A 20146-nucleotide genomic window follows, 5' to 3' on the forward strand; every position below is an offset into this window, starting at 1 on the left:
CTTTTAGACTATAAAATGTTTTCAAAATTCGATGTCAGGATTGACGATGCACAAAAATGATCACCTTTTTCTCGTTGACGGTTCAAGCTATATTTTTCGCGCCTATCACGCTTTGCCGCCATTAACACGGAAAAAAGACGGTTTGCCGGTTGGTGCACTGGCGGGTTTTTGCAATATGCTCTGGAAATTGCTGTGTGATGCGCGTGATACAGCAGTTGGCGTTGTGCCGACGCATTTTGCTGTCATTTTTGACTATTCATCGGAAACGTTCCGTAAAAAGATATATCCCGAATATAAAGCGAACCGCCCTACTCCACCCGACGATCTTATTCCCCAATTCAGCCTTATCAGGCAGGCTACCCGCGCTTTCAATCTGCCCTGCATTGAAAAAGAAGGTTATGAGGCTGACGATATTATCGCGACTTATGCTTCTGCGGCCACCCGAAGTGGTGCAAAAACGACAATCATTTCTTCCGACAAGGATCTCATGCAACTCGTCAATCAACAGGTCGGGATGTATGACGGCATGAAAGACCGCCCGATCGGCATTAAAGAAGTGATCGAAAAATGGGGTGTCCCGCCTGAAAAGATGATTGATTTGCAATCTCTTACCGGCGATTCCACCGATAATGTTCCAGGTGTTCCGGGTATTGGCCCGAAAACAGCAGCCCAGCTTCTTGATGAATTCGGTGATCTTGATACGCTGTTGGCTCATGCCGGAGACATCAAACAACAAAAACGTCGTGAAAATATCATCGAATTTGCCGATCAAGCAAGATTGGCACGCCAACTTGTAACCTTAAAAACCGATGTTCCGCTTGAAATCGGTCTTGATGGGCTTCTATTGGAGCCAACCGACGGGCCGCGCCTTATCGGCTTTTTGAAAGCAATGGAATTCAATTCTTTGACGCGCCGTGTTGCAGAAGCGACCAATTGTGATGCAGCTTTGATCGAGCCGGTCAATCTTGATGTCGAATGGGGCAAGAGTGCCCACGGTCCTGATCTTGAGGCGGGTTCGGATGTCGGCGGAGCGCCGGAAGCGAGTGGCAATCTTCAACAAGAACAAAAAAGCGGCTCTGACGGTGTACAGGAAAACACCCCGCAGCTTCTTGCAGAAAAACGTAAAAAAGAAGCACTCACAGAAAAAATAGATACCACCGCTTATCACACCATAACGGACGAAGCTGAACTGAAACAGTGGCTTGATCGGGCTTTGGAACAGGGGTTCTTTGCATTTGATACCGAAACGACTTCACTTGATCCGATGCAAGCGGAACTTGTGGGCTTTTCTATAGGCCTTAATGTCGGTGAAGCAGCCTATGTGCCACTTAACCATGTCGATGGTAGCAATGATTTATTGGGTGGCGGACGCCTGAAGGGACAAATTGATACACAAAAAGCGGTCGCTTTATTGAAACCGGTCTTGGAAAATCCAGCAATTCTCAAAATCGCGCAAAATATGAAATATGATTGGCTGGTGATGCGACAATATCAGGTCACAATCCGGTCTTTCGACGATACGATGTTGCTTTCCTATGTTCTTGACGCCGGAACTTTGACACACGGGATGGACGCACTTTCAGAGCGTTGGTTGGGACATAAGCCGATTACATTCAAAGAGGTTGCCGGAAGTGGAAAAACGGCAACCGGCTTTGCAGCCGTCGATTTGAAACGGGCAACACAATATGCGGCCGAAGATGCCGATGTTACGTTGCGACTTTGGCGGGTGTTAAAACCGCAAATTGTCGCGCGCGGTGTTACCCGTGTTTATGAACGTCTGGAGCGGCCATTGGTGACCGTTCTTGCGCGCATGGAAGAACGTGGTGTTCTGGTTGATCGGCAATTATTGTCGCGACTATCCGGTGAGCTTGCCCAGTCGGCGGCCGCTTTGGAAGATGAAATCTATCAACTTGCCGGAGAAAAGTTCAATATCGGTTCGCCCAAACAATTGGGTGAAATTTTATTCGGCAAAATGGGTTTGCCCGGTGGCTCGAAAACCAAAACCGGCCAATGGTCAACATCGGCTCAGGTTCTTGAAGATCTGGCAGCAGAGGGGCATGAATTACCCCGCAAGATTGTTGATTGGCGCCAGCTAACAAAATTGAAATCGACTTATACGGATGCTCTTCCGAATTATATTTTACCTGATACGGGGCGCGTTCATACAAACTATTCAATGGCTGCAACGTCGACCGGAAGGCTTGCCTCGTCAGACCCGAATTTGCAAAATATTCCGGTTCGCACACCGGAGGGAAGAAAAATCCGTGCCGCTTTTATCGCCGGTCCCGGTAATTTGCTATTGTCGGCCGATTACAGCCAGATCGAATTGCGTGTTCTTGCCCATGTCGCCGATATTAAAGCACTGAAGAAAGCGTTTGCAGATGGCCTTGATATTCATGCAATGACGGCATCGGAAATGTTCGGTGTGCCGATCGAGGGTATGCCACCGGAGGTTCGCCGTCGCGCCAAGGCGATTAATTTCGGGATTATCTATGGCATTTCTGCCTTCGGTCTTGCCAATCAATTGTCGATTCCGCGCGAGGAAGCAGCCCAATATATCCGCACCTATTTTGAACGTTTCCCCGGTATCAAGGACTATATGGAAAAAACCAAAGCCTATGCGCATGAACATGGTTTTGTCGAAACAATTTTCGGGCGTCGTATCCATTATCCGGAAATCAATTCAAAAAATGCGCAAATGCGTGCATTTAACGAGCGGGCGGCAATTAATGCACCAATTCAGGGGGCTGCTGCCGATATTATCCGTCGCGCCATGATAAAAATGGATGACGCGCTGAAGGAAGCCGGCTTGTCGGCAAAAATGTTGTTGCAAGTTCATGATGAACTGATTTTCGAGTTGCCGGAGAACGAGGTTGAAAAAACCACCGCTCTTGTAAAAAATGTGATGGAGAACGCGACAATGCCGGCACTATCCCTATCTGTGCCACTTAAAGTCGATGCACGCGCAGCAAAAAATTGGGATGAAGCCCATTAAAATGAGCCATATTGAAAGTGTTATTCCGGTTATTCTGAATTGAATACCGGGTGATACTGCCCTTGAAATAGAAAATAGTGCTCCATATTGCTCCCTATTACTTTGAACAGGGAGCAATTTGATGAACCGGAATTTCCTTTTTCTTATTATCGGCATTCTTATCGTTGTTGTTGCAGGCTTGGGTTATAAGACTTACCAACAGAAACAACAGCAAAAACCATCCGGCGTCGAATTGACAATTGATAAAAATGGCGTTTCGGTCGATCGTCACTAATGTTCAGATAAAACAATATTTAAAGAATAATAACAGCTAAAAGCGACGTGTTTTTCAATCGGCATTCATCTTATAATTGCATTGTTGTTCACGTCCCGATCCCGATTGAGATATAATCCCGATCGGGGTATATATAGCCCGGTTCGGGTAACGATACTATTCTCCGAAAAGAGAGGTATGATCGTTTAAAAAAGTTTTTTAATAGGCGGAATTATTCAACGAATTTTTGTAATTACTCGAACTGCAATTTCAGAAAGAAGTAATAGAAATGTTAAGTTACATTTTTTCTATTAAAGGTTTTACTCTTTCACTGGATGGACTTCTGCTTTCGTTTCTGTTTGGTGCTGTGCTCGCCTATTTTACCAATATCAGTCTGAAGACGCTTTATCGCATTCCCTATATGTTTATACTTGCCTTTGCGTTTTTGGGTTATGTTTTATTAACTTATGCAATCAATTTGCTAGTGTTCAGATTAATTGGCACATTGCCACTGGCATTTCTGGTTTTGCTTGCAGCTATCCCGCCATTTCTGTTCGGTTATATTGCCATGTACCTTTCTGTTTCCCGTGCGCGGGACGGATTCGGTAAAAAAGGCGCTGCCTGGCTCCTGGTTATACCACTTCTCAATCTCGGCTTATTCATTGTCACGTTAGATGATGATCCGGAAGACCGCGACGAAAAGCCGATAAACCGGAACCCGATTGAAACACCGGCTTTTATGAATGGTGCAACCGGTGTCATCGTCGCAACAATTATTTTCATATTGAGTTTTACTGGCGGAATGATGTTGGTGACTTATCCGAGCATCATCCAAATTCCCGAATTACTATTCATGGGAACCCGCTAACGGACTGAAGTTTTCGGGTCAATGTACCAAAGCGGCGAATCGTTTTATCAGTGTTTCAAAGGGCAGCTTGATAGGCCGAATATTTTATAAAGCGGGCAAAAACCGATAATTGCAGTGATAAGCGGAATAAGGCCGATCAAACCAAACCAGCGCGCGCCACTATCAAGAATGAAAATAAGAGAAAGCAGAACAACACCGATAATAATACGGATAATGCGATCAACGCTACCAAGATTTTGTTTCATCCAAGGAGCCTTTCCAATTTATTTCTCTTTTGGATTTAGTCCTGCATAAGGGAAAAAACAATCCTTTAGCCGGCAATTCGGGGTCTTTCACCTTGGCACATGGGACGAAAAGCACCTGATAATTGGTATTTTTTTGTTGTTTTTGAGAAATCTTTTAACGACGTAACTTGCTAAATTCGGGCCGGATTTAGAGATGACAAAAGACAATAAAAAGCTCCGGAAGATTCATTCCGGAGCTTTTGTAAAATATGGATAAAAATGCTTATTTACGATCACGTGCAGCAAGGGTGCGAAGGCGCAGAGCATTCAATTTGATGAAGCCTGCAGCATCTTTCTGGTCATAGGCGCCGTGGTCATCTTCAAATGTAACGAGTGAACTCGAATAAAGCGATTTGTCACTCTTGCGACCTTCAATAATGACATTGCCCTTATAGAGTTTCAGCTTGACTTCCCCTTCAACATTTTCCTGCGACAGATCTATTGCAGCCTGCAACATTTTGCGTTCGGGAGAAAACCAGAAGCCGTTGTAAATCAACTCGGCATAACGCGGCATCAACTCGTCTTTCAAATGTGCTGCACCGCGATCAAGCGTGATCGATTCAATTGCGCGGTGGGCTGCAAGCAGGATTGTACCGCCCGGCGTTTCATAGACACCGCGTGATTTCATACCGACAAAGCGGTTTTCAACCAGATCAACACGACCGATACCGTTATCGTGACCATATTTATTGAGTTCGGTTAGCAAAGTTGCCGGCGACATTTGTTTGCCATTGATTGAAACGGCATCGCCATTCTTGAAGCCGATGGTGATAATCGTCGGTTTATCAGGTGCGGTTTCAGGCGAGACAGTGCGTAAATGCACATATTCGGGAGCCGGAAGTGACGGGTCTTCCAACACTTTACCTTCTGAAGACGAGTGCAGCAAATTCGCATCAACCGAAAATGGTGCTTCACCCTGTTTATCTTTTGTCACAGGAATCTGGTGTTTTTGTGCAAAATCCAGAAGCTCTGTGCGGCTCTTGAAATTCCAGTCCCGCCATGGCGCAATGATTTTTATATCAGGGTTCAAAGCATAAGCTGAGAGTTCAAAACGAACCTGATCGTTGCCCTTACCTGTTGCACCATGAGCAATCGCATCGGCACCGGTTTTTTCGGCAATTTCAATCAGATGTTTTGAAATGAGCGGGCGGGCAATTGATGTTCCAAGAAGGTAGACACCTTCATAAACCGCATTGGCGCGAAACATCGGAAATACGAAATCGCGAACAAATTCTTCGCGCAAATCTTCCATAAAAATCTGTTTGGCACCGAGCATTTCGGCTTTGCGGCGTGCCGGCTCAAGCTCTTCGCCCTGCCCCAGATCGGCTGTGAAGGTGATAACTTCAGCACCGAGTTCGGTTTGCAACCATTTCAATATGATTGAAGTATCAAGGCCGCCTGAATAGGCCAGTACAACTTTTTTAACGTCTTTCCACTTTTCCATTTTTTCTGTCCGATAATTAATGGCCCCAATTGATTGACCCGATTGAATTGATATGAGCTGTTTTATCAGGAGATAGCAACCATGCAAGCAATCAAAAATTTTTTCTTACATAAAACTTATAAAAACAGATTGAAATGGTTTGATAAAACAATAAGACAAAGATGATTAACGAGAGATCATGACCATGTCTTTCTTGCCTGACGCCCATGTGTTTTTGGAATTTGCCGGTGCAGCAATCATTTTGACGCTCATTCCGGGTCCCGATATGGCACTTTTTGTCGGCCGAGCCATATCGCAGGGAAAAGCGGCAGGCCTTGCTTGCATTGCCGGTTGTACAACCGGCATTATCATTCAGGTTTTTGCGGTCTCTGTCGGCCTATCGGCGTTGATAATAGCCTCGCCAATGGCGTTTTTTATCCTCAAAGTGGCCGGTTCCGTCTATCTCTTATGGCTTGCGCTACAAGCGCTTTTGAACCGGTCGAATTTTTTGGTCGACGGAAAAAAGCAGAAGAAGCTCAGTGTGAGACGGAATTACCTTACCGGTCTTGCGATCAATCTTCTAAATCCGAAAGTGCTTCTTTTTAATTTGACCTTTTTGCCGCAATTTGTTGATGCGCTCGACCCGCATGCGCCCGGAAAGATATTTTTTCTCGGAGCTTCTTTCATTCCCATCTCCCTTCCCTTCACGGTTTCGATGGTATTGGCTGCCGACAAATTTGCCAAAGCCTTAAAAGAAAACCCGCATTTTGTAAGAATACTTGATTTTTTAATGGCCGGAATTTTTACAGCCTTTGCTGTCCGTCTGATCGTGACCGAAGTTAAATAAATATCGGCTTCATCTCATCGGGAAAAATGGCTATAAATTTGAAAATTGCAAAAATTTGTATTCGGAAAAACGGTTAAAAACTTTATAGAGTTCGATTTTTCATAAAAGCCGGTCATCCGGATTTTCCGGTCTTGAAAGTTTCCGAAAATTTCCGAAAATTTCTTTCAAACGAGAGGATAAAGAAATGAGTGATTTCATATTTACGCCCCCTGCAATTATCGGCATTCCGATCAAAGGGAGCAGTAAAGTTTTTCCGGTTCACAGAATTTATTGCGTTGGTCGCAATTATGCAAATCATGCGATAGAAATGGGTCATGACCCGTCAAAGGAAGCGCCGTTTTTTTTCCAGAAAAATCCCGATAATCTGGTATTTGACGGCGTTTTCCCCTATCCGCCGAAAAGCCATGATGTTGAACATGAGATAGAGCTTGTTGTTGCTCTTCAAAAAGGTGGACAAAATCTGACAACGAAAGAGGCAGACGATTGCGTGTTCGGTTTTGCTGTCGGCCTTGATATGACGCGACGTGATTTGCAGGCCGAACTTAAAAAAGCGGGGCGCTCATGGGAAACCGCAAAGGCTTTTGAACATTCGGCTCCCTGTTCTCATTTGATTGAAAAATCACAAACCAAAAACATGAACGAAGGTTCGATTACCCTTTCGGTGAACGGTAAAGGTCGCCAGTCGGGCAATCTGAACGAGATGATCTGGAAAATTCCTGAAATGATTGCCTATTTGTCGCAATTATTCGTGTTGCGGGAGGGAGATATTATCATGACGGGAACGCCGTCGGGCGTGGGGCCGGTGCAAAAAGGTGATGAATTGGTAGGCCATATTGATGGACTGGATGATCTGGTGGTGAAGGTTGTCTGAGGTGATATGGTTTTCACACGCACATCGCCACACGCACATCCCAAAAAGTGTGAAACGGTTTTTGGACAAGATGTGCGTGCACTTAAAAGCGACATCCCAAAAAGTGTGAAACGGTTTTTGGACAAGATGTGCGTGCACTTTAAAAGCCACATCCCGAAAAGTGTGAAACGGTTTTTGGATAAGATGTGCGTGCACTTTAAAGCGACATCCCGAAAAGTATGAAACGGTTTTTGGACGAGATGTGCGTGCACTTAAAAGCGACATCCCAAAAAGTTTGAAACGGTTTTTGGACAAGATGTGCGTGCACTTTAAAAGCGACATCCCAAAAAGTGTGAAACGGTTTTTGGACAAGATGTGCGTGCACTTAAAAGCGACATCCCAAAAAGTGTGAAACGGTTTTTGGACAAGATGTGCGTAAATTTTTTCCCGAAACCGCTTGAAAGCTTATCAATTTCTCCAATGGGAAAACCGGTGAAAGCAATTGCAATTCCGGTTATGTGGGTAAATTTGTCAATCTTTGACTTTTTCGCCAGGGTAAGCACCCCAAAGTTGATCCTGAGCCACATAGCCACGCGTATGGTTTATGTTGAGCTCGCACCATTTCCCGTCGCATTTGTGAATAGTGCCAATGACACCGGGTTCAAGTTCGGCAGCAAGCGGTGCGTTTTCACTCGGTTCCTGACGCATGGGGGCAAGTTTGGATTTATCTTTTTGCCAAGGTGTTATCATGGCTGTGCGATGACCCGATAAAAGGGACTGGTAGACCCAACCTTCATCACCATCCGAGTCGCGAATTTTCCGCCATTGATCGTATTCCTGCGTGATTTCCACAGGCAATCCTTGTTTTTGATAAGAAAACACAACCGTATAATTGCGTCCGGGACCAACACGCACATTGACCCGTGCCGGTTTGATAGAAACAAAACGCGGCAATGGTAAACCGCTAGGCCCCACATTGGCGGGAGTTTCCTGAGCGGTTTCTTCCTGTGCACAGCTTACAGCGGAAAGAGATAATGTAGAAAAGACCGTCAACGCGGAATAGACGAGCATTTTCGCGATGGTTGAAAAACGGAACTTGTCGAAACTGTCCACTGTGCATGCCTTTCTTCTCATATGTTCTTTGATTTCTTTTCTGCTATAACAGATCAGACTCAAGACAGTCTGATGATCCTATGCCACATCGGTGGTTAAAGAGGTCTCAACATTCGGGCAAAACACTGGAAATATTTCGAGGATTTCTATGCAGGGGAAAAAATTACCATTGGTCATTTTGACACGCAAACTTCCGGATCAGGTTGAAAAGCGTATGTGCGAGCTTTTTGATACAGAAGTCGTCAAACAGGATCGGCCAATGTCTCGACAAGAGCTGGTTGCTGCGGTCAAACGCGCGGATGTTCTGGTTCCGACCATTTCTGATGTTATTGACAAGGACCTTATCGATCAGGCAGGAAATAATCTTAAAATGATTGCCAATTTTGGCAACGGTGTTGATAATATCGACATTAATGCGGCGACCGGCCGCAGCATTCTTGTGACCAATACCCCGAATGTACAAACAGAAGATACAGCCGATATGGCAATGGCGCTTATACTGGCAGTGCCACGTCGCCTTGTCGAGGGTGCCAATGTGCTGAGTGAAAACGGTGTTTGGCCGGGTTGGTCTCCTGACTGGATGTTAGGAAGACGTATCTACGGAAAAAAGCTCGGCATTATTGGTCTCGGTCGTATAGGCACAGCGGTTGCCCGCCGCGCCAAAGCGTTCGGTCTTTCGATCCACTATCATAATCGCTCCCGCGTGAGCGAAAAAATCGAAGAACAGCTTGAAGCGACCTATTGGGCCGATCTCGATGAAATGTTGAAAACAATGGATATTGTTTCAATCAATTGTCCGCTTACCGAAATGACCTATCATCTCCTTTCGGAAGAAAGGCTCGCTTCAATGCAAGATACAGCCTATATCGTCAACACAGCCCGTGGCGAAATTATTGATGAAAATGCACTTGCGCGCCAGATTGAAAGTGGCAAACTTGCAGGTGCAGGACTTGATGTATTTGAAAAAGAACCGGCCTTCAGTCCGGCTTTGGCAAAATTGGCGCATCTGGGCAAAGTTGTACTTTTACCGCATATGGCGTCTGCAACAGTTGAAAGCCGGATCAATATGGGTGAAAAAGTTATCATCAATATCAAAGCTTTTATCGATCATCACCGTCCGCCTGATCGTATCATACCCGAAAAATTCCGTAGCTGATTCTTTCACGGAAATTCTTTGGTCTTTGTCAAAAGCGGTGTGGATAGCTGTTTACAGCGCTCCAATAGCGCCGTTCTGATTGAGAAAACCGATTTCTGTCGGGCAATTTCACGTGCTTACATTGTTGGCGGTAAGCCGTTTTTTAGATGTCGGCTTTTTTGCCGTTCATTTGAAATTGTCCATCGATAAAGTTTTGCATAAAAATATCTTCAAGCAGAATAAAAAGAGAGGGAAGCGAAGCTAACAGGCGAACTTTCAAATTATTCTTGCAGCTTTTCATCGCCTAACAGGCCAAGACTTTAACCGCGAACCAATAACAATCGATCCGAACTGTTTTTTGAAGCCGGATGATGGGCTTATGAATATCACACCCGCAGGGGGTCAAATTTCAAAGACTGTTTGTTGCCATTTTTCTTCTTCAGAGCATTTTTAGCCGGAAAGTTCCGGAAAAAGCTCAACGTGTGGGAATAGGCGTTTTACCGCTATAGTCATAAAAACCGCGGCCGCTTTTGCGCCCCAACCAGCCTGCTTCGACATATTTTATCAATAACGGGCAAGGGCGATATTTCGTGTCGGACAATCCCTGATGCAAAACATGCATAATAGCAAGGCAGACATCGAGTCCGATAAAATCGGCAAGTTCCAATGGCCCCATCGGATGATTTGCACCGAGTTTCAAAGCTGTATCAATAGCATTGACATCCCCCACGCCCTCATAAAGAGCGTAAATTGCCTCGTTAATCATCGGCACCAAGACACGATTGACGATAAAGGCCGGAAAGTCTTCAGTAACGGTAAAAGTTTTTCCGATTGAAGTGACAAAATCGCAGATTGTCGAGTAGGTCTCTTCGCTTGTTGCAATGCCGCGCACCACTTCAACAAGTTTCATTTGTGGCACCGGATTCATAAAATGCGTGCCAATGAATTTTTCCGGACGGTTTGTGGTTGCAGCAAGACGGGTGATGGAAATGGTAGAGGTATTGGTCGCAAGAATTGTTGAAGGTGAAAGGTTCTCGCACAATCCGATAAAAATATCCCGTTTTATATTTTCATCTTCGCTTGCTGCTTCAATGATAAGATCGGCCCCCTTCAATTCATCCAAAGTCAGTCGGGTTGAAAGCCTTTTGATTGTGTCAAGGCGGCTTTGCTCATTCATTTTTCCGGCTTTGACAAGATGGGCAAGATTGAATTTTATGGTTGAAATTGCTTTCTCAACCTGTTCGGCAGAAATATCGTAAAGAAGAACCTCGAAACCGGCAGTCGCAACAGTTTGGGCAATTCCTCCACCCATTTGCCCTGCTCCGACAATAGCGACCGTCTTTATCATGTGCGTGCTCCTCCTCTAGCGATTCTTTCCCGGCACCCATAATACATCATTTTTGCCGCAATCATTAGCATAACGGGCAGCGACAAACAGAAAATCCGAAAGCCGGTTGATATAGCCTAGAACATCTTTATTGACATTTTCTTGCTCGCTCAATGCGACAATGATGCGTTCGGCACGTCTTGCAACAGTTCGGGCAAGGTGTAGATAGGCTGATGCTTTGGATCCGCCGGGCAGAACAAAAGATTTCAAGGGCGAGAGTTTTTCATTCAATCTGTCGATTTCATTCTCGAGCCGTTTTGTCTGGGTTGAAAGAACGCGTAAATCGCCTTTATTTTCGCTTTGTTCAGGAGTTGCAAGATCAGCTCCAAGATCGAAAAGATCATTTTGTATTTCTTCGAGCATTTTGTCGAGATCGCTTACGGTTTCAAGACGGGCAAGCCCTATTGTTGCATTGGTTTCATCTATCGAACCATAAGCGTCAACGCGTAAATCGGCTTTCGAGCGTCTGGGACCATTAACAAGACCGGTTGTACCATCATCACCGGTACGCGTGTAGATTTTATTGATTTTGACCATTTTTTAAGTTCCTTGAGAAGCCATTTTCTATTTGAAAATATAGATAGCTTTTGTTGTCCCAATGTCCATGAAACTTATGTGACGTTATCAAATGACGGGAAAACATTGAAATGCTCATTGTAATGCTTGTATAGATTGCGTTCTCAATTAAAATAATTTTATACGGTAGTCTGTGCGTTTTGCCCGTTAGGTGCGGGTTCATTAACGGGAAAGACATTGATTTGACGCTGAGACCCTTACGCTTTTGTTGGCGCATTTTATATAACGCTGTCAGCCACTATTTCCGTGATTCTGGCAGCGCTTTTGCCAGTCATATAGCTTTGTCCGGTTTGATGGCGCTGTTTCCTTTTCTGATTTTTGCAACATCGCTTGCAAGTTTTATCGGGGCACGTGCCTATACCCAGCAAAGCGTCAATGCACTTTTGAAAATGTTGCCGGATGCTATCGCAGGCCCGATTGTCAAGGAAGTCGTCAATGTTATGACCATTCAGCGCGGTGGTCTGTTGACAATATCGGTCATCGGGACAGCCTATTTTGCCTCAAATGGCGTGGAAGCATTGCGAACAGCGCTCAATCGTGCCTATCGCGTGGTTGATAGACGCAGTCTCTTTTTCTGCCGGTTTCAAAGCCTGTTTTTTGTGATTGTCGGCACGATCGGCCTGATGGTTATCAGTTTTCTTCTGGTTCTGGCACCGCTTGTCATCAATATCCTTCAACATGATTATCCGGTGATTGCCCAATATGTCGGCACAATCCGCATCTGGCGTTATGCCATTGCGGTGGTTGTTTTGTTGATTAGCCTGCTGATTGCCCATAAATGGCTTCCTGCCGGAAAACGGAAACTGGCCGATATTTTGCCCGGAATCGGTGTAACCATGGTGGTGTGGGTTGTGGCTTCCATGCTATTTGCACAATATCTGGCAACGTTTGCCAATTATGTTTCCACTTATGCAGGGCTTGCCTCGATCATGGTGGCAATCATCTTCCTCTATATGCTGAGTGCCATTTTTATTCTCGGCGGAGAAATCAACGCAGCCATTATGTTTTACCGTAACCGCCAGCAACAGCCTGGCCAATTGGTGCGTGCGATAGAACAGAACAAGGAAAAAGAAGAAGGGCTCAAACAGCAAAACGATGACAGACAAACCGATAATAAAGTTGTTTCTTGATGGCGATGCCTGCCCTGTCAAAACCGAAGCCTATCGTGTAGCTGAACGTTATCATATCAAAACGTTTATCGTCTCGAACAGCTTCATGAGAATACCGAACGAGGATTTTCTTGAAGCTGTTATTGTCGACAAAGGGCTCAACAAGGCAGATGACTGGATTGCAGAACAGGCCGACGAGGCCAGTATTGTTGTTACCAATGATGTGCCATTGGCCGATCGTGTGGTCAAAAAGGGTGGAGTGGCTATTTCCCCCTCCGGTCGGCTCTTTGACGCGGCCACAATAGGCGCGGCATTGGCCACCCGTAATCTCTTTGAAAATCTGCGGGAAAGTGGTGTCGTAACCGGTGGCCCGCGCCCGTTTTCCGGCCGTGATCGTTCAGCGTTTCTTGGTGCGCTTGATTTGGCTGTGCAACGCAAAAAACGTCAAGGCTATGAGACCGATTTTACCAAAAACCGGCTTTGACCGGTTTTCAACCGGCAATTTCATATACTGATTATTGTGTTCGGTGCTGTTTTGGATGGAAAACCGGTAATCAGTCTTTTTTATCGGCTTCCATTGCCGCTTTCATCAGTTTTTCCGAATCGGCATTGCTCCAGGGTGCCGAACCGTTATAAGAGCCGAGCAAACACCCATTTTTATCAATCAACATGGTAATGGGAAGTCCCACAGCCAGCCCTTGTTTGCGCACTTCATTAAAAACATCCATGGATTGGTCACGATAGAAAACAATATTGTCGGCTTTTATGCTTTTCAAAAAGTCTTTCACTTTTTCGTCGCTTGCGGTTTTATCAATATTGATGGCCATGACATCGAATGAGTCACTGTGAATGGAACGTTTGAGATTGGCAAGTTCAGGCATTTCGGTGCGGCAGGGTACACACCAGCTTGCCCAGAGGTTGACAAGTAGGGTTTTGCCGGAAAATTCGGCCAATGTGTGATCTTTACCGGCTTCATCTTTGAAGGCGAGTTTGCGCGCATCATAAGGTTCGTCTGAAAAACGCATATTTTTGAAAAAACCGTTTGCCGATTGTTTAATCAAATCAATTTTTCCGGCATTTCCGGTGCAGGGGGAAGCGGCTTCGGCATGGGCAACAGAAATCAGCGAAGGAAAAGAGTAAACTTGGTTGTCAGACCCCATCATTATCGCGTATATGCTCAGGGCACCAAGTGTAGTCTTGGCAATGATTTTCCGGAATGTTCCGGAAAATTTTGCTTTTTCTAGAATTCTTGCAACCATTTTTTCTTCCTTTCGATGGGGGCTAACATATATGAACAACAGTGGATCAAGCAACCAGATGTGGGGTGGTCGTTTTGCCTCAGGACCGGCGGCCATTATGGAAGAGATCAACGCTTCGATCGGTTTTGATAAAAAACTCTATAAAGAAGATATTAAAGGTTCGTCGGCACACGCCGCTATGTTGGCAGCTCAAGGTATTATATCGGCTGCCGATTATGACGAGATCGAAAAAGGCTTGAAAACCATTCTCGCCGAAATCGAGAGCGGCAAATTTGTCTTTTCTCGCAAACTTGAAGATATTCATATGAATATTGAAGCCCGCCTTGCAGAATTGATTGGTTCGGCTGCCGGAAGGCTTCACACGGCCCGTTCGAGAAACGATCAGGTTGCTTTGGATTTCCGGCTCTGGGTCAGGGAAGAAACCGATAAAACAATACAGTCTATCAGACATCTGATTGAAACATTGCTTGGTCGTGCCGATCAGGAAGTTGAAACACTTATGCCGGGCTTTACGCATTTGCAGGTTGCCCAGCCTATTACCCTTGGCCATCATTTAATGGCCTATGTCGAAATGTTCGGCCGCGATTTGTCGCGTATGCATGATGCACGTGAAAGGATGAACGAATCACCTTTGGGAGCAGCCGCCCTTGCCGGTACGAGCTTTCCTACCGATCGTTTCATGACTGCAAAGGCTTTGGGTTTCAGAGAGCCGACAAGAAATTCGATTGACAGTGTGTCCGATCGTGATTTTGCACTCGAATTTTTAAGTGCAACGGCCATATGCGCCACCCATCTTTCGCGCCTTGCCGAAGAGATTGTTATCTGGTCAACGGCACAATTCAACTTTATCCATTTGCCTGATTCTTTTTCGACCGGTTCATCCATTATGCCGCAAAAGAAAAATCCGGATGCGGCAGAACTTGTTCGCGCAAAGACCGGACGGATCAACGGGTCACTGATTGCTTTATTGACCATTATGAAAGGTCTGCCGCTTGCCTATTCAAAAGATATGCAGGAAGACAAAGAACAGGTTTTCGATGCCGCCCAATCGTTGGAATTATCGCTTGCTGCAATGGCAGGTATGATTGGCGATCTCGAGATCAACCGTGACGTTATGAAAAAAGCTGCCGGTTCGGGTTATTCGACTGCAACCGATCTTGCTGACTGGCTTGTTAGAAAATTGGGTCTGCCATTTCGTGAAGCGCATCATATTACCGGTCACGCGGTCGCTCTGGCAGAAAAGAAAAAATGTAATCTTTCCGATCTTACTTTGGAAGATTTGAAAACAGTTTACCCTGATATTACAGAAGATGTTTTTGATGTCTTGAGTGTTGAAAAGTCGGTTCAAAGTCGCAAAAGTTATGGTGGTACCGCCCCACAAGAAGTGCGTCGCCAAATCGACTATTGGAAAAAACGCCTTGCCAAAGCCTGAATTTGAACGCTACACAAAGAATAGATTGAATAGGAATAGATTTGAAATAGTTCGCAACGAGCGTAACGCTTGCTATTTTTGAATGGGACAAGCTTTTTGGAAAGAGACGCGATCATGAAAAAAACTCTGGCCGGTTTGATGATTGTCACAATCTGTGGCGTGGCTTTGGCCGGTTGCGGGCGTAAAGGTCCGCTTGAACCGCCGCCGTCCACGATGATTGAGGACTCTAACGGCAAAATGGTTCAAAAACCGAAAGTAGAAAAACCGTTTATTCTTGATCCATTGATTAAGCAGAGGCACTAAATGCAGCTTTTTCAATATCGTAATGGCTTTCTACATGCAGAAAATGTAGCAATTGCCGATATAGCAAAAAAAATTCCAACCCCGTTTTATTGCTATTCGGCAACAGCCATTGTGAACCAGTTCGAGCAGTATCGTCATGCTTTTGCCGACACCGATGCACTTGTCGCCTTTGCACTGAAAGCCAATTCCAATCAGGCAGTTTTAAGCCTGCTTGCAAAACAAGGCGCTGGTGCAGATGTTGTATCGGGCGGAGAAATGCGACGCGCGCTCAAAGCCGGTATTCCTGCCGACAAGATAGTCTATTCCGGTGTTGGCAAAACTGTTGAAGAAATCGACTTTGCTCTTGGTCATGATATCCATTGTTTCAATGCCGAATCAGAACCGGAATTGCAGCAATTATCCGCGCGTGCTGTTGCACTGGGTAAAAAGGCACGCGTGTCTTTGCGCATCAATCCCAATGTTGATGCCAAAACACATCGAAAAATAGCAACCGGAAAGTCTGAAAACAAATTCGGCATTCCTATTGCAGTAGCACGTGACGTTTACGAACAGGCAGCAAAACTCCCCGGTCTTGATGTCCATGGAGTGGATGTTCACATCGGCAGCCAGATTTGCGATTTGCAGCCCTTTGAGGATGCTTTTTCACTCGTTGCCGATTTTGTTCATGTCCTGCGCGACGAGGGGCACGATATTCGCCATGTTGATGTCGGCGGCGGGCTTGGCATTGTTTTTCGCAATGATAATACGCCTCCACCTTCCCCTGCCGAATATGCAAATGTTGTCAAAAAACATTTTGCGCCTCTTAATGTCGAGATCATTATGGAACCGGGTCGTAATATCATCGGTAATGCGGGCATTCTGGTTACATCCATCATCTATATAAAACATGGAGCCGGAAAAAATTTCGTTATTGTCGATGCCGGGATGAATGATCTTATCCGACCGACTTTATATGATGCATGGCACGACATTGTTCCTGTAAAAGAGCCAAAGCAGAGTGATAAGCCGATGATGGCCGATATTGTCGGTCCGGTTTGCGAGACGGGTGACTATATGGGGCTTGGGAGGTTTCTTCCCTCGCCAAAAGCCGGTGACCTGCTGGCTATCTGTAGCGCAGGGGCTTATGGTGCCGTTATGGCAAGCACCTATAATACACGGCTGTTGGTACCGGAAGTGTTGGTGAGTGATAGTCGTTTTGATATTATTCGCCCGCGTATTTCATATGAAGAGCTGATAGAATTCGATCGTGTCCCTGAATGGGTAGAAAATTCCTGATGTCGAAACGGCCGGTTTTCAGGTAAAATCGGCCGAACATTCTGGCAAAGGGATTCGCCTTTGCCGGTTTCATTGTTATGATATGCAAAATCAACTCGAAGGAAAGAACATAAATTTTGCTCAATCATGAACACCCTTTCCGGTTCCGGTTATCGGCACTTGCCAGAGCAAGAGCTGCCGCTTGGTGTGTTCTGACATTCGAGCGCCTGTGGCCACGTGTCATTACATGCGTTATCGTCTTGTTGATGTTGCTGTCACTCACATGGTTCGGCGTTTTCAACTATCTTTCCTATTGGCCACATGTGATCGTGCTTTGGGCATTGCTTTTTATAGCAATCGGTTCGCTGCTTTTTATATCCGGTTTCCATTTTCCTTCGCGACACGACATCGACCGCCGGATTGAACAGGCAAGCGGCCTGAAAAACCGGCCACTCGAAACGCTGTATGATAAGCCGGTCAATGATGACAACAATGCTTTTGCCAAAGCTCTTTGGGCCGAACACCAACGCCGTATGGCCGGTGAGCTGCAAAACCTGAAAACAGGCGTTCCCGAAACCGGTATGACGCGGTCTGATCCCCTGGCATTGCGGGCGCTGGTGGTGTTGTTCACAGTAACAGCTTTTGCCTATTCTTCAGGCACGTCAGGCGGAAGGATTGCTGATCTTTTTGATTTTTCGCGGCCGGTCAATTTGTCTAGAATGCGGGTAGATGCCTGGGTTACCCCGCCAGCCTATACCGGTAAAGCACCTCTTTATCTCACTGAAAGCAACCTTCAGGGCGCAAAAATTCCGGAAGGAAGCAAAGTGACTATCCGGTTGGTTGATGGTGGCGACGCAACATTGAAATTGCATGATAAACAAACCGGAAAGACAGAAAATATTGGCGCTCTTGAAGAGCATGATACGACCAAAACCAATAGCCGGACATTCGAGACAATTTTGCTCTCGTCGAGTGAATTGACATTAAAAACCCGCCATTATGAAAAGAACTGGAATTTTGATGTTGTGGTTGATCGTGCACCGACAATCAGACTGACCAAGGAACCGGGGCGCATTCTCAACGGATCGCTGGAACTCAATTATGCGCTTGATGATGATTATGGTGTCGAGAAAGCTTACGTAGAAATCACCCCGACATCGTCTGTTAAGGAAACCGGACTTCCTCTTTATGATGCGCCTGATATAAAATTGCTGATTCCGCGTGGCGGAAAAGGGGATGCGCGTACAGTGCAGGATGTCAGTATCCATCCTTGGGCAGGTTCGGAAGTGCGTTTGACACTGGTTGCAGAAGATGGTGCCGGTCATCAGGGAAGAAGTGAAACCCGAACCATCACATTGCCGCAAAGAAATTTCGGCAATCCGCTTGCGCGAGCCGTGGTTGAACAACGTCGCCTGCTGGCTCTTAATACACTTTCGCGCGATCGGGTTCTTGATATGTTGTCGGCTTTAACGTTGCGGCCGGAAGAAACAATCAATAATTATACCCATTATTTGGCATTACGTAGCATATGGACACGACTTCATCTGGCAGAAACCGATGACGATCTGAAAAATGTAGCCGATTTTATGTGGCAGACAGCCATCGGTATCGAGGGAGACAATGTCAATCAGGCTGAAAAAAACTTGAAAGCAGCCGAAGCGGCATTGCGTGACGCTTTGAGAAATGGCGCTTCGCCTGAAGAAATCGAACGTTTGACAGAGGCTTTGCGTCAGGCGATGAATGACTATATTGCCGCACTTGCCGAACAGCAACAAAACGATGGCCTTGGCCAAAAGCCTTCCGAAAAGGCACAAAATCTTTCACCTGATGAACTTGCCGAGAAACTGAAACAACTTGAAGATACGGCAAAATTGGGCAACCACACAGCCGCTGAACAGCTTTTGAACGAACTTGAGCAACTCATGGATAATCTTCAAGTAAGTCGTGGCGGATCGGGGGAAGAGGGAAGCCAAACAAGCGAAATGCAAAAGCAGCTTGACAAGCTTGGCGATTTGATGCGCAAGCAGCAAGAGACTTTAAACGACACCCATAAACTTGAGGACGAACGCGAGCGCGGAGAAAAGACTCCTGAAGAATATCGAAAAGATCTTGATGATTTGAAAAAACGGCAAGACGAACTCCAGCAGGAATTAAAAAAATTCGATAAGGATTTAACTGATAAAGGCTTGAAATCGGGACAAGGCCTGAAGGATGCCGAAAATAAAATGGATAAATCCGGTCAAGCCCTTCAGCAGGGAGATGCCGGCGGCTCGGCAGACCAACAGTCAAAAGCATTGGATGCAATGCGTGATGGCGCAAGCAAGCTGATGAAAGAAATGCAGGAAGCCATGAAAAAAAATGGCAATGATGGTAAAAATGGCGATGGTCTTTCAAAAGATCCACTTGGGCGCAAACTCGGCTCGGCAGGCCATCAGACAGAAAAAAATGGTATTCCGCAAGAAAGCGATATGCAACGTGCACGCCGCATCCTCGATGAAATCCGCAAAAAATTAGGTCAGTCTGCATTACCCGATAGCGAGAAAGAATATCTCGAACGATTGTTGAAGTTCGATTGATATTGATATTGATAATGACGACATCAATATTCCGGCAGATTGTCTGTCGGCAGTTTGTTTTTGAATGCCGGAATTGCTGCCGCTTTTACAGGCCGGAGAGTCTGAAACTTTCTTTTGCTCCATCAATAATGGAAATTGCGCCGATAACGAAAATTGGCTCGCTAATGGAAATTGCCTCTCTAGTGCAAATGGCTATATGTCATCTCGGATGTATCTTCTTCCGGCATCCGGTTATCGACATTTATCAGTATAATAAAACCCGTCTTTTGCGTTCATTATTATCAAATTTAGTATAAGTATTGTTTAATAAATATTAGACGGATTGTGAAAATTCGGGATTCTTTTTTCGTTTAATAAATCGGAAAAAGGTGGGCTTTTATTCTATTCAAAGCGGACGGATTAGCGTTGCCGCAGCGCGAAAAATTTTAATGGATAATTTTATAATTATTATAACCTATTGTTATTATTGATATATAATTTTC

The 20146-nt window shown here is 45.5% G+C and carries 18 protein-coding genes; 12 read left to right on the forward strand and 6 right to left on the reverse strand.

Annotated features, from left to right (window positions below):
* Positions 1-46: 46 nt before the first annotated feature.
* The 3 genes from polA (at position 47) to GQS64_RS01405 (ending at position 4116) form a co-directional block, all read left to right on the forward strand.
* Positions 47-2995 (forward strand): DNA polymerase I, encoded by a 2949-nt coding sequence (gene polA / locus GQS64_RS01395; RefSeq protein WP_198230401.1) that lies wholly within the window; start codon positions 47-49, stop codon positions 2993-2995.
* Positions 2996-3116: 121 nt separating this feature from the next.
* Complete coding sequence (locus tag GQS64_RS01400) at positions 3117-3269, forward strand: hypothetical protein (protein WP_188318054.1); 153 nt, start codon at positions 3117-3119, stop codon at positions 3267-3269.
* A gap of 268 nt (positions 3270-3537) precedes the next feature.
* Complete coding sequence (locus GQS64_RS01405; protein WP_198230402.1) at positions 3538-4116, forward strand: hypothetical protein; 579 nt, start codon at positions 3538-3540, stop codon at positions 4114-4116.
* 47 nt (positions 4117-4163) lie between these two features.
* Here the strand turns inward: GQS64_RS01405 and GQS64_RS01410 are convergent, their stop codons facing one another.
* Complete coding sequence (locus GQS64_RS01410; protein WP_077990215.1) at positions 4164-4361, reverse strand: YgaP family membrane protein; 198 nt, start codon at positions 4359-4361, stop codon at positions 4164-4166.
* A gap of 262 nt (positions 4362-4623) precedes the next feature.
* Positions 4624-5844 carry an argininosuccinate synthase gene (locus GQS64_RS01415; protein WP_077990216.1) on the reverse strand — a complete coding sequence of 407 codons (1221 nt, stop codon included), beginning with the start codon at positions 5842-5844 and terminating at the stop codon, positions 4624-4626.
* Positions 5845-6028: 184 nt separating this feature from the next.
* Here GQS64_RS01415 and GQS64_RS01420 point away from each other — a divergent pair, with 184 nt between their 5' ends.
* Both GQS64_RS01420 and GQS64_RS01425 read left to right on the forward strand, forming a co-directional pair.
* Complete coding sequence (locus tag GQS64_RS01420) at positions 6029-6670, forward strand: LysE family translocator (protein WP_198230864.1); 642 nt, start codon at positions 6029-6031, stop codon at positions 6668-6670.
* A gap of 184 nt (positions 6671-6854) precedes the next feature.
* Complete coding sequence (locus GQS64_RS01425) at positions 6855-7541, forward strand: fumarylacetoacetate hydrolase family protein (RefSeq protein WP_198230403.1); 687 nt, start codon at positions 6855-6857, stop codon at positions 7539-7541.
* 510 nt (positions 7542-8051) lie between these two features.
* On the opposite strand, the gene GQS64_RS01430 is transcribed toward GQS64_RS01425, so the two are convergent.
* Positions 8052-8633 carry an SH3 domain-containing protein gene (locus tag GQS64_RS01430; protein WP_225868126.1) on the reverse strand — a complete coding sequence of 194 codons (582 nt, stop codon included), beginning with the start codon at positions 8631-8633 and terminating at the stop codon, positions 8052-8054.
* Between the two features lie 148 nt (positions 8634-8781).
* On the opposite strand from GQS64_RS01430, the gene GQS64_RS01435 reads away from it, so the two are divergent.
* On the forward strand, positions 8782-9789 hold the full coding sequence (locus GQS64_RS01435; RefSeq protein ID WP_198230404.1) for a 2-hydroxyacid dehydrogenase: 1008 nt from the start codon (positions 8782-8784) through the stop codon (positions 9787-9789).
* Between the two features lie 454 nt (positions 9790-10243).
* Here the strand turns inward: GQS64_RS01435 and GQS64_RS01440 are convergent, their stop codons facing one another.
* Positions 10244-11116, reverse strand: a complete 873-nt coding sequence (locus tag GQS64_RS01440) for a 3-hydroxybutyryl-CoA dehydrogenase (RefSeq protein WP_077990220.1) — start codon at positions 11114-11116, stop codon at positions 10244-10246.
* 15 nt (positions 11117-11131) lie between these two features.
* Entirely contained in the window at positions 11132-11692 is a 561-nt protein-coding gene (locus GQS64_RS01445) for a cob(I)yrinic acid a,c-diamide adenosyltransferase (RefSeq protein WP_077990221.1), read from the reverse strand.
* Positions 11693-11913: 221 nt separating this feature from the next.
* Here GQS64_RS01445 and GQS64_RS01450 point away from each other — a divergent pair, with 221 nt between their 5' ends.
* Both GQS64_RS01450 and GQS64_RS01455 read left to right on the forward strand, forming a co-directional pair.
* Positions 11914-12861 (forward strand): YihY/virulence factor BrkB family protein, encoded by a 948-nt coding sequence (locus tag GQS64_RS01450; protein WP_198230405.1) that lies wholly within the window; start codon positions 11914-11916, stop codon positions 12859-12861.
* Positions 12827-13324 carry a YaiI/YqxD family protein gene (locus GQS64_RS01455; RefSeq protein ID WP_198230406.1) on the forward strand — a complete coding sequence of 166 codons (498 nt, stop codon included), beginning with the start codon at positions 12827-12829 and terminating at the stop codon, positions 13322-13324. The genes GQS64_RS01450 and GQS64_RS01455 overlap by 35 nt, the downstream gene beginning before the upstream one ends.
* 70 nt (positions 13325-13394) lie before the next feature.
* On the opposite strand, the gene GQS64_RS01460 is transcribed toward GQS64_RS01455, so the two are convergent.
* Positions 13395-14099: a TlpA disulfide reductase family protein gene (locus GQS64_RS01460; protein ID WP_198230407.1), complete on the reverse strand. Its 705-nt coding sequence runs from the start codon at positions 14097-14099 to the stop codon at positions 13395-13397.
* A gap of 31 nt (positions 14100-14130) precedes the next feature.
* Here GQS64_RS01460 and argH point away from each other — a divergent pair, with 31 nt between their 5' ends.
* From argH to GQS64_RS01480, 4 genes are all read left to right on the forward strand, one after another.
* Positions 14131-15531 (forward strand): argininosuccinate lyase, encoded by a 1401-nt coding sequence (gene argH, locus GQS64_RS01465; protein ID WP_077990226.1) that lies wholly within the window; start codon positions 14131-14133, stop codon positions 15529-15531.
* Between the two features lie 114 nt (positions 15532-15645).
* On the forward strand, positions 15646-15834 hold the full coding sequence (gene lptM / locus GQS64_RS01470) for an LPS translocon maturation chaperone LptM (protein WP_077990227.1): 189 nt from the start codon (positions 15646-15648) through the stop codon (positions 15832-15834).
* The gene (gene lysA, locus GQS64_RS01475) at positions 15835-17109 is read left to right on the forward strand and encodes a diaminopimelate decarboxylase (RefSeq protein ID WP_198230408.1); all 1275 of its coding nucleotides are present in this window, start codon (positions 15835-15837) and stop codon (positions 17107-17109) included. It begins immediately after the preceding gene.
* Between the two features lie 116 nt (positions 17110-17225).
* A complete protein-coding gene (locus tag GQS64_RS01480) occupies positions 17226-19664 on the forward strand; it encodes a TIGR02302 family protein (RefSeq protein ID WP_198230409.1) in 2439 nt (812 codons plus the stop codon).
* Positions 19665-20146: the final 482 nt, after the last annotated feature.

The organism is Bartonella sp. P0282, assembly GCF_048452985.1.
In the GTDB taxonomy this organism is placed as follows: domain Bacteria; phylum Pseudomonadota; class Alphaproteobacteria; order Rhizobiales; family Rhizobiaceae; genus Bartonella; species Bartonella choladocola.

Excerpts from the sequence above, each read along its gene's own strand:
- polA (WP_198230401.1), top strand. The coding sequence starts at position 47 with ATGCACAAAAATGATCACCTTTTTCTCGTTGACGGTTCAAGCTATATT.
- GQS64_RS01400 (WP_188318054.1), top strand. The coding sequence starts at position 3,117 with ATGAACCGGAATTTCCTTTTTCTTATTATCGGCATTCTTATCGTTGTT.
- GQS64_RS01405 (WP_198230402.1), top strand. The coding sequence starts at position 3,538 with ATGTTAAGTTACATTTTTTCTATTAAAGGTTTTACTCTTTCACTGGAT.
- GQS64_RS01410 (WP_077990215.1), bottom strand. The coding sequence starts at position 4,361 with ATGAAACAAAATCTTGGTAGCGTTGATCGCATTATCCGTATTATTATC.
- GQS64_RS01415 (WP_077990216.1), bottom strand. The coding sequence starts at position 5,844 with ATGGAAAAGTGGAAAGACGTTAAAAAAGTTGTACTGGCCTATTCAGGC.
- GQS64_RS01420 (WP_198230864.1), top strand. The coding sequence starts at position 6,029 with ATGTCTTTCTTGCCTGACGCCCATGTGTTTTTGGAATTTGCCGGTGCA.
- GQS64_RS01425 (WP_198230403.1), top strand. The coding sequence starts at position 6,855 with ATGAGTGATTTCATATTTACGCCCCCTGCAATTATCGGCATTCCGATC.
- GQS64_RS01435 (WP_198230404.1), top strand. The coding sequence starts at position 8,782 with ATGCAGGGGAAAAAATTACCATTGGTCATTTTGACACGCAAACTTCCG.
- GQS64_RS01440 (WP_077990220.1), bottom strand. The coding sequence starts at position 11,116 with ATGATAAAGACGGTCGCTATTGTCGGAGCAGGGCAAATGGGTGGAGGA.
- GQS64_RS01445 (WP_077990221.1), bottom strand. The coding sequence starts at position 11,692 with ATGGTCAAAATCAATAAAATCTACACGCGTACCGGTGATGATGGTACA.
- GQS64_RS01455 (WP_198230406.1), top strand. The coding sequence starts at position 12,827 with ATGACAGACAAACCGATAATAAAGTTGTTTCTTGATGGCGATGCCTGC.
- GQS64_RS01460 (WP_198230407.1), bottom strand. The coding sequence starts at position 14,099 with ATGGTTGCAAGAATTCTAGAAAAAGCAAAATTTTCCGGAACATTCCGG.
- argH (WP_077990226.1), top strand. The coding sequence starts at position 14,131 with ATGAACAACAGTGGATCAAGCAACCAGATGTGGGGTGGTCGTTTTGCC.
- lptM (WP_077990227.1), top strand. The coding sequence starts at position 15,646 with ATGAAAAAAACTCTGGCCGGTTTGATGATTGTCACAATCTGTGGCGTG.
- lysA (WP_198230408.1), top strand. The coding sequence starts at position 15,835 with ATGCAGCTTTTTCAATATCGTAATGGCTTTCTACATGCAGAAAATGTA.